Annotated in this window: 15 protein-coding genes; 7 read left to right on the top strand and 8 right to left on the bottom strand. The window is 62.6% G+C overall.

The features are described 5' to 3' along the window. Positions 1–139: 139 nt before the first annotated feature. The 5 genes from B4393_RS22160 to B4393_RS27655 all read right to left on the bottom strand — a co-directional run bounded on the left by B4393_RS22160 (position 140) and on the right by B4393_RS27655 (position 3,493). Complete coding sequence (locus tag B4393_RS22160; protein ID WP_157901316.1) at positions 140–1,009, bottom strand: ESX secretion-associated protein EspG; 870 nt, start codon at positions 1,007–1,009, stop codon at positions 140–142. A gap of 82 nt (positions 1,010–1,091) precedes the next feature. Beyond that, positions 1,092–1,391, bottom strand: coding sequence for a WXG100 family type VII secretion target (locus B4393_RS22155; RefSeq protein WP_078335966.1), 300 nt, complete (start codon positions 1,389–1,391; stop codon positions 1,092–1,094). A gap of 58 nt (positions 1,392–1,449) precedes the next feature. Beyond that, complete coding sequence (locus B4393_RS22150; RefSeq protein ID WP_133052548.1) at positions 1,450–1,767, bottom strand: hypothetical protein; 318 nt, start codon at positions 1,765–1,767, stop codon at positions 1,450–1,452. 101 nt (positions 1,768–1,868) lie between these two features. Beyond that, on the bottom strand, positions 1,869–3,056 hold the full coding sequence (locus tag B4393_RS22145) for a PPE domain-containing protein (RefSeq protein WP_078335961.1): 1,188 nt from the start codon (positions 3,054–3,056) through the stop codon (positions 1,869–1,871). A gap of 107 nt (positions 3,057–3,163) precedes the next feature. Continuing rightward, positions 3,164–3,493 carry a hypothetical protein gene (locus tag B4393_RS27655; RefSeq protein ID WP_078335959.1) on the bottom strand — a complete coding sequence of 110 codons (330 nt, stop codon included), beginning with the start codon at positions 3,491–3,493 and terminating at the stop codon, positions 3,164–3,166. A 375-nt stretch (positions 3,494–3,868) separates the two neighbouring features. Here B4393_RS27655 and B4393_RS27980 point away from each other — a divergent pair, with 375 nt between their 5' ends. The 3 genes from B4393_RS27980 to B4393_RS22125 all read left to right on the top strand — a co-directional run bounded on the left by B4393_RS27980 (position 3,869) and on the right by B4393_RS22125 (position 6,920). Beyond that, positions 3,869–4,162, top strand: a complete 294-nt coding sequence (locus B4393_RS27980; RefSeq protein WP_191988843.1) for a hypothetical protein — start codon at positions 3,869–3,871, stop codon at positions 4,160–4,162. 319 nt (positions 4,163–4,481) lie between these two features. Beyond that, positions 4,482–6,506: a hypothetical protein gene (locus tag B4393_RS22130; protein WP_236743218.1), complete on the top strand. Its 2,025-nt coding sequence runs from the start codon at positions 4,482–4,484 to the stop codon at positions 6,504–6,506. 216 nt (positions 6,507–6,722) lie between these two features. Continuing rightward, on the top strand, positions 6,723–6,920 hold the full coding sequence (locus B4393_RS22125; RefSeq protein ID WP_078335956.1) for a hypothetical protein: 198 nt from the start codon (positions 6,723–6,725) through the stop codon (positions 6,918–6,920). Positions 6,921–6,938: 18 nt separating this feature from the next. Here B4393_RS22125 and B4393_RS22120 read toward each other — a convergent pair whose 3' ends face one another. Further along, the gene (locus tag B4393_RS22120) at positions 6,939–7,142 is read right to left on the bottom strand and encodes a hypothetical protein (protein WP_078335954.1); all 204 of its coding nucleotides are present in this window, start codon (positions 7,140–7,142) and stop codon (positions 6,939–6,941) included. Positions 7,143–7,264: 122 nt separating this feature from the next. Beyond that, complete coding sequence (locus tag B4393_RS22115; RefSeq protein WP_078335952.1) at positions 7,265–7,528, bottom strand: hypothetical protein; 264 nt, start codon at positions 7,526–7,528, stop codon at positions 7,265–7,267. Between the two features lie 19 nt (positions 7,529–7,547). Here B4393_RS22115 and B4393_RS27650 point away from each other — a divergent pair, with 19 nt between their 5' ends. From B4393_RS27650 to B4393_RS22100, 4 genes are all read left to right on the top strand, one after another. Beyond that, positions 7,548–7,799: a hypothetical protein gene (locus B4393_RS27650; RefSeq protein ID WP_133052550.1), complete on the top strand. Its 252-nt coding sequence runs from the start codon at positions 7,548–7,550 to the stop codon at positions 7,797–7,799. A 6-nt stretch (positions 7,800–7,805) separates the two neighbouring features. Continuing rightward, positions 7,806–8,285, top strand: a complete 480-nt coding sequence (locus B4393_RS22110) for a coiled-coil domain-containing protein (protein ID WP_133052551.1) — start codon at positions 7,806–7,808, stop codon at positions 8,283–8,285. 1,552 nt (positions 8,286–9,837) lie between these two features. After that, entirely contained in the window at positions 9,838–10,671 is an 834-nt protein-coding gene (locus B4393_RS22105) for a ParA family protein (RefSeq protein ID WP_078335948.1), read from the top strand. Beyond that, entirely contained in the window at positions 10,668–11,573 is a 906-nt protein-coding gene (locus B4393_RS22100) for a ParB/RepB/Spo0J family partition protein (protein ID WP_078335946.1), read from the top strand. The genes B4393_RS22105 and B4393_RS22100 overlap by 4 nt, the downstream gene beginning before the upstream one ends. A 124-nt stretch (positions 11,574–11,697) precedes the next feature. Here B4393_RS22100 and B4393_RS22095 read toward each other — a convergent pair whose 3' ends face one another. Further along, entirely contained in the window at positions 11,698–12,570 is an 873-nt protein-coding gene (locus tag B4393_RS22095; RefSeq protein WP_078335944.1) for a hypothetical protein, read from the bottom strand. Positions 12,571–12,614 lie beyond the last annotated feature (44 nt).

The following is a 12,614-nucleotide window of genomic DNA, read 5'->3' as shown; positions in this document are numbered from 1 at the left end:
GTCCTGTCCTGTGTCGACCCCACCATGTGCTTCTCCTACCCTCCAGCCAAACTGTGTCACTGACACAGGGAACACAATACATAAACAGTGCCTTGTTTGTTAAGGGGAAACCCTAAACATGTGGCATAAAAATGATTCTTCACCCTCGCCGAGAATGATTTCTCCAGTGTGGGGTCGGAAGCGATTCCACCAGCGAGGTCAACGCGCGTTCGACAGCTGCTGGGGTAGCCGGTTCGATCTGCGTCCACCAGCGCTTGTCCCGGCCACGACGAGGCCCGTTGACCACCAGGCCCTCGCTGGTCTCAATCAATGCCACAGACGCCTCGGACACGTACTCGCCCCGGGCGTTGAACTGCGTCGCGGCGATGCCAATGGTGCGTGCCGGTCGGTCGGAGGCCGCCAGGACGATCCTCTGCTGCGAGGGGGTCAGCCCGAGGCCTCCGAACATGGCCGCCGCTCCCCTGTTTCGGTGGATCACGTCGCCGAGCGCCTTAGTGAACTTGTCCGTGGGCACCGTGATCGGCTCGAACTTCGCGGCTTTGGCCGGGGCCTCAGGATTGATGATCCAGCTCATCACCTGCTGCGCCAGATCCCCCATGCCGCGGATCTGGCCCGCGTCGTGCACGATCACCTCATCGGCCACCCGACTCGCTGCCGCATGCCGACCATCACGACGACACAGCACCGCAGCCATATAGACATCCCCGGCCGTGCCCAGGCAGGACAGCATCACATCGGGGATCGCCAGGGTCTCAAACCAATCCGCCACAGCCGGATGGACCTTCCCGGTCTCATCGATCACCGCAGGGCCCAGCCTGCCGCTGCCGTCGCGCTTGCGCTCCTGCAACGTCTTCACGCCCGGATCTTCCAGGCCGGGGGCACCTTCGGCGACGACCCATGGATTCAACCCGAGTATGTGGGGAAGCAGCTCAATTTCCAGCAGCGCCTGGATAACCCAGACCGCTCCCGGTGTCAAAGTCAGCGGCGGCGCCGATACAGAATTGGTCATCTCATCCTTCTTCCCCTGAAATGAGTTGTGCGCCCACCGCATTAGCGATGAGCGCACAACTTCGTTCGTACAGTTTCTTGAATCAGTTCCGGCCGTACTGCCCGGCTGCCTGACCGTCGGCCTCGCCGACCTTCGAGTTGACCTGATCGAGCACCGCGCCCGCCTGCTGAACTGTCTCGCCCAGCTTCTGGTACTTGGTGTTGATCATGGTCATCATGTCCTCGTAGGCACCTGCGTAGGCACCCTGCAGCTCCTCGCGGTTGTTGTTCACAATCGCAACCGACTTCTGGTGGTTTTCCTGCAGCAGGTGCGCAGTGGACGTCACATCGGTGTGCGCCTGTGCGATGGCCGGGCTGTTGTAGTGAACTCCATTAAGACCCATGGTCTTTGACTCTCCTTACCCCACCAGTGGTGGGAATAGTTCAGTTAGGGATGCTTGGTCAGTTGCCGTAATGGGACATCACAGCGTTGATCACATGGGCGCTTTCCTCTTCGGCCGCGCCGAGGATCTGCTGGTTGTTGCCCATCATGTGAGACTGATCGGCGAAGGTTGTACTGAACTGCTTACCTTCGGTGATCAGCCGCTCGCCCATCTGCTGGCATGCGGGGCCCGACTGGGAGCCCTGCAGATCAACTGCCAGACCCTCAAAGGTGTTGCCCAACTGCTGTGCAGCCGTCGCCGTCTCATCCGAAACGCCCTGTAGCTGCTGCATGACGTGAGTCATCGCATCGAAATTACCGCGGATCAATCCGCTCATGTTCATTCCCTTTCGTCAAATGCAAGCTGTCGCTGTGATCGCTTGCCGGACAGTGCTTTTCCGTTTACAGCTCATGTGGTTTCACGCATAACCTGTGTGGCCTACTCCTCCCCGCCCCGATGAGGCTGCGCTCCACTAACGCCCCACACAACCGGCACATGCTCCGGCTCTCGATAAAGAATCTCTTCGGCCGCCGCCCACGCTGGGGACCGCTGCGCGTCCTGCTCATCGCGCTTATCCCGGCGCGCCATCGGCGCCATCATGCCGGGCCCGCCAGCACCGCCACCGGCGTTCGCCGTCGCGGTACGCGCCTCGGCGAACCGGGAAGCCCCTGTGCCCTCGGCAGTCTGGTTCGACACACTCGATGCATTCAACGTGCCACTGGACCAGGCGCCAGGAGTACGCAGACCACCGAGACCACCGCCCGCGCCGCCACCCGAACCGAACTGGGCGCCGACCGGGCCGCCACCGGCCTGTGGGGTCATCGCCCAATCGCCAAGGCTCGCACCATCGCCACCGAACGATCCCCCGGACATCGATGTCGCCTGCTGCAGCGCCTGCATCAGCGGCCCGGAGAACTCCTGCGGCACCTTGGTCACGATGTCGCTCATCTGCTTGGGCAGCTCCATCGCGGGTTGGGCTGCTGACATCCCTTGCTGCATAAACGAAGTCAATTGGCCCATGCCGCCACCAGCGGGCGACTCCAAGGCGCTGGCCGCGCTGGAGTCCATCGGGCCGGGCATCGCACCGCCGAGGGTGGACGGCGGCGGCGGGGGCGGGTACTCCAGCCCGCCCATCGTCGCACCAGATTTGGCCATGTAGGTGTACATGTTGGTGGCCGTACGCACCCAGTAGTCACCGAAATACGTTCCGCGGTTACGGATGATGAACGGCGTCAACATGCCCATCGCCGGAATGTTCGCCTGCTGCAGTGCCACGTGCTCAGCCTGATTGCCCGCAATCTCAGCAGGTGTCGGCGTGGCCAGCCGAGCCTCCTCGAAGGCCTCCCCCGCGAGCTTCATCTGCTGGCCTGCCGCTGTGAGCAAGCCGCCAACGGTGGGCTCCCACGCCAAATGCGGCATCTGAGATGCCGCCGCCATTTCACCGGTCATACCAGCCCACGACATCGCCTGCGTGGTGTTGACCGCCAAACCTGCTGCGCCGGTGCTCGTTAGCGTGGCAGCCAACACATCGAGCGCGGCGCCAGCGGCGATGATCGTTCCGGCACCCAAGCCTGTCCACAGCTTCGGCGACGTGATATCCGGTGGTGTTCCACCCCAACTAACCATCAAACCCTCCCCAGAGTCAGGGCGTCATAGCCCGCAACCAGACCGACCCCGGGCGACCGCCGCTGTGCGATGCCCGGGTGAGTCTGGTTGCGCGTGAACATGATCGGTTAAACCGCCGAAGCCAAGGCGCTGACGGCCTTGATCGCCATACCAGCTGCTTCATCGGCCACGGTGTAGCCCATCTGAGCAGTCGTGATCGAGGCTTCATAGGCTGCCTGGAACATATCCGAGAGGCCCAGCATCGACGCGACGCCCATCCCGTAGGACAGAGCAAGCCCCTTGTTCATCGCGCTGACCTCATCCCAACCCGCAGGCATGGTCGCGGCCACGATCGGCAGCGTGCCCGCAGCACTTCCGGTGCGCACACCGGCCAGCGCACCCACACCTGCGGCGGCGGCGCCCATGCCCGCGAACTCCGCATGTACTAGATCTGCCATGCTCTTACCCTTCCCGAACGGTGTGCTACATCCTCAGTCGATGTGCCGCACATTAGTCACATCGTAAACACCCAACAATTGCCGATCATAGGTCACGCCGTAGCGACACGCCAGATATCAGCTCTAAGAGTTTTACCCGCACGTCAGAGGGCTTGTGTATCAACACCGCTGCGCCACTGGCATACCGCCGCGATCGTGAACCGCCCTTTGCCGCACCGGTGTGTCATGTGTGTCGATCCATCAACACCCATGCTCATGCCCCGTTTCCGCGCTACATCCAAGCCAACACGCGGTGTTTACGATTTGAGTCACATACGTAAGTGTGTCACCATCAGCACCACAGCTAGCAGCTACCGGGAAATGGAGCGTTCAACCATGCCGCAACCGAGCAAGGGCGATCGCCGACAAACCAACATGCGCCTGCCCAAAGACGTGTACGACCACATAAAAGCCCAGGCAGACGGGTCCAAGATCTACGTAAATGTATGCGCCGCCGATCTGCTGAGCATCATCACCGGCCACCCCGAGCTGGTGGAGAAACTGCCCGATGTACCCGCCGCCGCAGCGGCCCTAATCGCCATCCTGGAGCCGATCGCCGCCGCACCGCCACAGGCCCGCCAACTCGATCTGCTGACCACCGAACACGATGCGGTAGCGCAGTCCGCTTAAAGACGCCTCTATGAGCAGCGTGTCGCTTCGGTTCATCCGACTGTCCGCGTGCCAAACTCACCAACAACAGACGCACCGGAGGACACACACGTCACAAACACCAACTGAATACGAGAACCCCGCCCAATAACAGAAAAGCCCCGCATCAGCGGGGCAATCCGTGAATCGAAGCTGGAACTTCGATTCGGGCTCCCCGAAGGGAACCAGACCTAGCAAGGCTGGCTCCAGGATAAAGGACACCCATGTGAGCCGCAAGACCAAATCTCATACGCGACATTTCGCCGCCAAACACAGTGCTGGTACCAGGGCGACGTAGGCCGTGACCAGTCCTTCCCTGCAGCCGCCGCAGTTGCCCTCCCGGGTCGCGGCGAGCACGTGGAAAGCGTTGGCCCGTCACCTTTCTGCTCCGGGCCGCTCTCAGATGCGGATATGGAACCCTGACACAGGAAAGTTCAGTAGCACCGCCAAGCTGACCGGCACCCTGCCTACCCGCCCGGCAGCTCCGTACATCTACACCAACGGCCGCACCAGGCTGATTCCGCTGGACTTCGACTCCAAGCTCGCCAGCGCCGAACAGGTCAGTGCCGACGCTGCCCTGGCGCGCAGCTGGATCGAGCAGTGCGGTGGCGTTGTCGTGGGCGACCACAACCCCACCAACGGCGGCAGGCACGCGTGGGCGCTGCTGGCGCATGGCACGACCGCCTCCTTCGAGGAGGTCAATCACCTCGTCCGTCTGCTGGGTGCCCGGCTGCGCACCCTGGACATCACACCGGTCACCAACCCCTCCCAGGGATGTTTGACCGTTCCCGGATCTCCCTGCAAAGACGGAGGATTCCGCGAGCTCGACGGATCGATCGAGGCCGCGATCGAAGCCTGCGCCACCCGCTCGGATCCGGCCCTACTTCCGCGGCTTTACGTGCTGCTCGGCGCCATAAAGCCCAGCCCCGCACAGCTGGCAGCAGCAGCAACCCTGCACGTCGAGGGCGCCGCCGCGGACTTCACGATCGGCCAGGACGAAGACCTCACCCTGGCACCGCAATACCTGACCTACGAGCCCTACCCCAAGGCCGTCGAAGCCTTCGCGACCACCGGGGACTTCCCCCCGGATCGGCCATGGCCCACCCGCTCACACGCTCGCCAGGCCGTGATCACCGCCGCCATCTGGCGCGGGCACTCGCTGGCCACCATCGCCGAACAAATAGCCCCTGAGGGGCCCTGGCACCACGGACTCGGCACTGCGTACCGCATCGACCCCAACGGCCGACCACGCCACCACGAACGCCTGCTTGCCCGCGACTTCGGCCGCGCTTTGGACTGGCTCACCGCAACCCATCTTGTAGGCCGACGCCAGCGGCACAAGAAAAAGAACACTCAAGGGGGACAGACGGGTTTCTTAGGACCACAGCTACACAGAGAATGGCTGGCGAATGCGATGGCGTGGGCTGACCGCGAGTACGCGGGGAAACGGCACAGGCACGTTCTTCACGCTGTGTTCCAGAGTCTAGCTGCGCATGCTGTGCTAGACGGGGAGGTCATCAATGGCACGCCGGTGGTCGGTGTTGGAGGACGGCATCTTTCACTGGGGACCGGCCTGCTCAGTGATACCGCTGTGTGGAAAGTCCTGGCCGAAGTGCGTGAACTCGACGGCTCCCCCATCATGCTGACCCGCCAACATCAGCAGAAGGAAGCCGACTACTACGCCCTGACCATGCAGAACATCGTGGCCGCTGAGCCGATCCACGCCGAAAGGGTTCGCGTAGAACCTGTGCACACCGCCTGGAGCGCGCTCGGCCATCACCGCCGCCGCATCTACGAACTGGTCGCCTACTTCGGCCTACACGAGATCGAGGATATTTTCGCCGCCGCCAAGGTATCGCCCAGCACCGGAAAAGCCATCGTCGCCGACCTCATCAAGATGAACCTTCTCCAACGTGCCGGTCAGGGCGTCGTCCAACGCGGCTCACGCACCCTCGACGACATCGCCGCCGCGCAGGACACCGACGACGAACTCACCGCCCGCGTGGCCATATACCGGGCCGAACGCGAAGTCTGGCACGCCTGGCTCGAACACCGACAGGAACAAATCGTCGGCTCACACCATGAGGCGCCCACGCAAGCCGACACTCACCCACGCCAGGGCAACCCGACCGGCGACCCTCTGGTCGAACAAGCCTGGCTGAACTCGGTCATGGCCGACGGCCCACCGCCCCGAGACGACGCCGACACCGACCTCAGCGACCTCGAACACGGAGCCGCATACGCCGCCGAGGAAGAACACGCTGCCCTCACACTGCTCACTGAATTGCTCGGTGCCCACGTCCTGACAACCACGGGCGCCCGATAGCACGGCGGTGATGTCATGACGCGCCGCGGACCATCGATCTGCACCCCCTATGTCTATCTTCGTGCCCATGCCCCAAAACCGCAGGTACACGCGCCGCAACCCGCCAGGACCCTGTGATCGCTCCTCGCAGCGGCCAGAAAGAGTAGGCCCGCTCCCCCGCGTGCCCGCGGACGCCGCTATAGCCGTCCGCTCAGCACCTGAGCACAGGAGCCACACATGAGCACCCTCACCATCGTCATCATCACCGCCATCGTCCTGGTGATCATCGTGGCGGTAACCGTCCTGGGGTACTACGCCTTGGCCGCGTTCATCGTGTACAAGACCGGAGCCACCAAGGGCATCGCCGACATCGGCGCCGCCGCCGCCACAATCATCGAAGCCCTGCTCAACTCCCGCCGCCGCAAGAAGAAGTGACGCCCTCTCGCATCGCCCCTACAGATCAAGTGGCGGCCGGTCGGGTATACCGCCGCCGAGGGCAATCTCGACGCGGGCGGCGATCTCCGCGGTGGCTTCCACCTCTGACTGCCACTGGGCTTGGCTCTGATCGAGCACGTCCTTTTGCTCGGCCAGGTGATCACACAGGCTCAGTAGGGCGCGGTGAAGCGCAGTGCCGAACGCTGCATCGTTGATCGTCATGCCTTGAGTATTTGGCGATGACACCCGTAGCGTCAACAAACAGGACCCCAACGGGAAAACCGCTGGTTAAACCGCTACTTCCCCGGCCCACTGCCTTAGCCAGGTCGGCGGCGAGAGGAACGTCAGGAGGCCAACACCATGTTCGCATCCGCAGCGCCGTCGCTGTTGGCGGCTGCGTGCTCACGAGCCTTGCGCAAGATCTCCTCAACCGCAGGGGCGATGAGCGCAGACATTTTCACGCCCAGACTGTCGGCGTAGTCCTGGATGGCCTTGTGGTCGTCGTCCTTGAGGCGCTTCCCGAAGTACTTGTTGGCCTGCCGTACTTCCTTGTGTCGCCAGTTGCGCTTCGCCGCGGGCGTGGTCCGAGCTGCCGTCTTCGCGGTCATGGCTCACTCCTGTCGGTCTGTGACGATTGTGGAAGACTTCCGCAATCTTTCCGGAAAAACTGCCACAATCCTGCCTGTTGCAAACTGCCTGGTAGATGCCCTGTTAGTTCGCGTAAGCCCATTATATGGCGCGTTTCGTTTTTCCGGAAAGATTGCGGCAAGGTGTGTCGCCAAGAATGATTTCCGCCGCTATTGCGGAAATATTTCTCTGATCTGCCGCAATCATTGCGGCAGTCTGCCGGAATCATTTGTGTGGCGGACGGTAGAGTAGGCACCCATGACGCTGGCACCGGGTACCCCGTGGCCAGACGCTAAGTACGGCGAAGTCGTCAGCCCGTCAGGACAGCGGGCCTACCTCGCTCCTCACGCCGCTGAACTCGCGCGGCGATCTGCGCGATGGGCCACTGACCTGGCGCGAGTGGACAACGCCGTACGCGCTGAGCAAGGCCACGTCATCGGCCGCCAAGGCGGCAAGGCGTGGTTCCTGCTGGCAGAAGACTTCGAGCGCTACCTCGGCGACCAGAATGCGTGGCCACCGCCTGCTCACTCGGCTGGTGAAGCATCAGATCTTGAACACCTCGCGCAGCTGCAAGGCGTGGATCTGGAAGCGGCGCGGCGTGAGATTGCCGAGTTGAAGGCTGAGGTGGCCCGGCTCACCGGGATCAACAACCAGCTCCTAGAGCAGGTCATTGTCTTAGCGCAGATCGCCAAGACACCGCCACACTCCGGGTCACGTCCCCCGGCCTCGGGCGCCTAAGCAACGGTCCCGATGTTGTGACGAGCCTTCCATCGAACTAAGCGCCGAACGCTGTACTGACTCAGATGCCTAGCGCCGCGGAACGAACAGATCGCGCAGCCCGCCAGCATGGTGGTACATATGGCCACGCCCGGTCCGGCGCGTCACGTCCCCCGGCCGCTGACTCCTAACCACCGGACCACACACACGGCGAGTCAGCCCTCATCGCGTCGAGAAGGGCTGGCATCACCAAATTCGGTGCGTCCAGAACTTGGGCCTGCACAAATCCCAGCTCACGACCAAAACCCTGCCACTCACTAGACTCAGCGAGCTGGGAAAACGCCCTGGTTTGCCCGTGGGCGAGCGAACATCCCCCAGGGCGGGCAAACTCCCGCCGAGCGAGGGTTGCAATGCCCTGGAGCGCAGCTAGGCCCCATTTAGGCGAATCACCATTGGAGGGCACCGGAGACGCTTGGCGTTTCCCCAGGTCACGCGATATCCACGGCGCGTGTTATCAAATCGTGACCCGTCCGGGGTGTCCGGCTAGACGTTTGCCAGCCTTGGTCCCACGCCTGACTTAGGCCTACGCCAGCAAACAGATTCTCGGCGATTCGGCGGCGGGGGTCGGATTCGGCTGGCTTCGCAGCCCCGCTCACCCCTTGGTGGGCACCGTCCGTCGAGCATCGCAGACGGTGGCGAGTCGATGACTTCTGTGCCCTGCGATGAAGGTTCGCAACTCGCCCCCGTCGGTGCCGCGGCGAGCCCTACTCGCGCTCGACTTATGAACATAGTCAGCCGCAGAGCAGAGCCCCATCAAGCAGCCCTACACCCGAGGGAAGCTTGCGCACATCGTCTCTGTTTTCGACGCACCCGCATCCCCGTATCCGAAGAATCAGGCCGATTCGACAACGCTGTTCCGTCCGACTCCAGCCGTTGATCAACTCTCGCCCGATGCCTGGTCCACCACACGAAACCTTCCCCGGAGCAGTCGCGGCAAGCGGCAGTCGCCGACCGTCCTGGAGGTGTCGTACCGCCGTGAAAGTGCCACCGCCACACCCCTCGCCCTGACCCCTCTGCGCAATTCGCGGGGAGACTGAATCGGTCGCCGCCGACCACTTGTAAGCGTCGCGTGTCTGGCGCTTGATTGAACACGAGAATGGGCGCAGGGCCCTCGCCGCAACCGGTCGCCACAAGCGCGAAACCGGCCCCGAAAGAAGCGCCCTGCAGGGGCCTCGAACGGCCTCCCGCGCCACGTCCGTTTCGGCACCGTCAAGCGGCCCCTACCGCCGAGGTAGGGCTGTATCCCTCAGTTTTCCGCGGAAAACTGACGCGGGGAAAACATAAAAGGCCAGGTCATGCAGCCGGTGTGTGGCACGGTCCTGCAAACTATCGGCCTATCGCGCTCCGATGTGCCACCCTGCTTGCTGATCAGTTTTCCGCGGAAAACTGCCCCTGTTTGGACACCGAAAGTTCAGCGTGTCGGGTGTTCACATGTCGTACTCCCCCTCTAATCTTTGGGCACTGAATCGGAGTAGGCCACAGTCGTGGCCGAAGCACACAAAGGGTCTCCCCCATGGCCAATCCAAGGACCAAAGTCGTCACTCTTATCAACCAAAAAGGTGGAGTCGGCAAGAGTACGATGACTATGAATTTGGCCGCCTGCGTGGCCGAAGAGCTGTTGGCTGGGCTGCCCGCAGACTCCCCCTCCCCCGTCGCTGTGGTGTCCGTGGACCCCCAGGGTTCTGCCAAATGGTGGGCTGACCGGATGGGCCCAGCGGCACTGCCATTTCACCTCTTTCAGGCCGATGACGATCCGCTGGATTGGCTTGGCCAGTTGAACGCGATTCACGGAATCAGTCACCTGTTTGTGGACACTCCGGGTTGGCATGACACCAACCCGGACAACACCGAGGATGGTCTTGAAGCATCGTATTCAGGCGATGTTTTGCGCACAGTCCTGGACGTGTCCGACGAGTTCATAGTGCCCATGAACCCCGCTCCCCTATGCTTTGATCCCACGGTCCGTACCATCGAGAAACTCATCTTGCCGCGCGGCAAGAAGTTCACCGTCGTGGTCAACGAGCACGACACCTTGCGCGGAGAGAAGCGACTCACGAAAACTCGGGACTTCGTTCTCCAGCGAGGTTGGCCGATAGCTGACACAGCGCTACGGGTGTACTCGGTCCATACCGACGCATCGGCAGACCGGCTACTGGTCCCGGAGTACAAAGAGCTGGTGTCAGCCGCTCAGGTGCAGAACTACGAGAACGTACGCACTGAGCTGTGGGCCACGACCGACAAAGAACGCCGCAGCGCTATCGAGAAGACCCTACCGACGGAACTGAAAGCAGCCGACGACTTCTACCGGCTGGCCGACGAACTCGCCCTGACAGGAGCAGCGAAATGACGACGAGAAGACGTGGCGGGGTTGTCAACAGCTGGGACGACCTACACCAATCTGTGGGTGAGGCATCACCAGTGGATGGCGTCGAGGCCGTCAAAGCGGTGTCGGCGGCACGGTCGGGGCAGTCCCGAACAGTTGCGCTCCGCGAGCTGACAGGCAACCCACGCAACCCGCGCGATTCACTCGGCGACCTGCAGGAGCTGGCGTCGATCGTTGATCACCAGCTCCAGCCCGCGGTGGCCGTGAGCAGGGAAGCCTTCGTCCGGCTCTACCCGGAATCGGAGATCAAGACCCGGTTCGTCGTGATCATCGGCAACAGGCGGCTGGCGGCTGCCCACCAGTTCGGCCGTCCCAACCTCGATATCGTCATCAAAGACGAACTCGCCAAGGACAAGGCGACGCTGCTCTCGGCGATCATCGCCGAGAATGTCGATCGACAAGGGTTCGACGTGATCGAGGAAGCCAAGGCTGTCCAGCAGCTAGTCGATGAACTCGGAAGTGCTGACGCCGCCGCCGAACACATGAAAAAGAGCAAGACTTGGGTGTCGCAGCGTCGCGACCTGCTCAAGCTGGAACCTGAACTGCAGGAAGCCACACGACGCAAAGATCTGGCCATCCGCGATGCGCGCGCACTGGCCCGTTTTCCCGCCACTGAGCAGGTCGCAAAATGGCACTCAGTGCTCGCCGAACGAGGCTCAGATGAGAAGCCGAAGGTGGGGGAGGGGAGTGGTGAAGCTACCGGCACAGGTGACGAACCCTCCGGATCGCCCAACGCCCGCAGTATCAACCGGGCTCTCAAGAAGTTCGACACCGACCCTGGCGCCCTGGCATCGGCACTGCTCGAACAGCTTACGGAACCTGGCGTGAAAACGCTGATGACGACGCTGCGCAAGTTGCTCAAATGAGGCCCCCTTGGGGTAGTTTTCCGCGGAAAACTACCCCAAGGGACAGCTTGTAATACTTCGATACCTGTTGCAGCCCAAAGGAATTGCCAGCACAGATCCTATGGGCGGGTGTTCGGCGAGCGGGCTAGTTGTGTGACGGCGAGGAGTACGGATTGTTGCCGACCTTGCGGGGCCGATTAGGGCTCGGCTTAACGCCGGGCGTGGCCGCCGCGCGTGCCCCGGCGTGCGCAGACTTCGACGCTGGCCAGTCCGAAGCATCCGCGTCTTCGAGTTCGTCCATGATGACGGTGATCGCCGCCCGACACTGGTCCAAAGCGCGGTGCATGTCCTTGACCGTCTCGGCGACCTGAGCCTCCATACGATCCAGGCGCCGCACCGCCGAGTTCAGCCGTTCCATCGCTCCCGCAGCCGGAGCCCTCATGAACCCCGCAAGATCCTCCGGCACCATGCCAATCGGGGTGGGAGTGCCGCCACGCAAAGCGGCCAGCGCAGACCCCGGCTCCCACTGCAAGAAGCTGTCGAGGCGCTCGAAAGTCTCCCTGGTAGGGGTGTAACCGCGGCTGCCCAAGGTGGCTAGCGTGTTGCGGGAGGGACCGCCCATATTGGCCAGCTTGGTCTTGTTCAACCGCAGCTGCTTGAGGCGCTCCTCAATATGCCTGTTGAGATTGTCGAAATCCGTGCTCAATCGCGTCGCGACCGGCTTGCGCGTCTCGCGCGGCGTGGGGTAGCCGCCATTGAGCACAGTCGCGGTGGACCCCGGCTCCCACTGCAACACCAAATCGAGCTTCTCTTGGTTCTCAACACTGGGGATCCAATACCCCTCGCCGCCCAAGCGCTGCAAGACCGACCGTGACGGGCCACCGTTGCGCGCAATACTCGACTTGTTCAAACCAAGTTCGCGCATCCGAAGTTCGAGCTGCTCAGCCAAATGCTGGGTGTTGCTCGTCACCTCATCGTCTTCGGGCACGTCAGGGGTAGCGTCGGGCGCCGCGGCCATCACACTCCCTCTATCCCGGCCCCCCGTGACACAGTTGTGCGGTC

This window comes from Mycobacteroides franklinii (assembly GCF_002013895.1).
In the GTDB taxonomy this organism is placed as follows: domain Bacteria; phylum Actinomycetota; class Actinomycetes; order Mycobacteriales; family Mycobacteriaceae; genus Mycobacterium; species Mycobacterium franklinii.
Note: the sequence above shows the minus strand (reverse complement) of the source record. Positions and strands in the feature narration are given on the sequence as shown.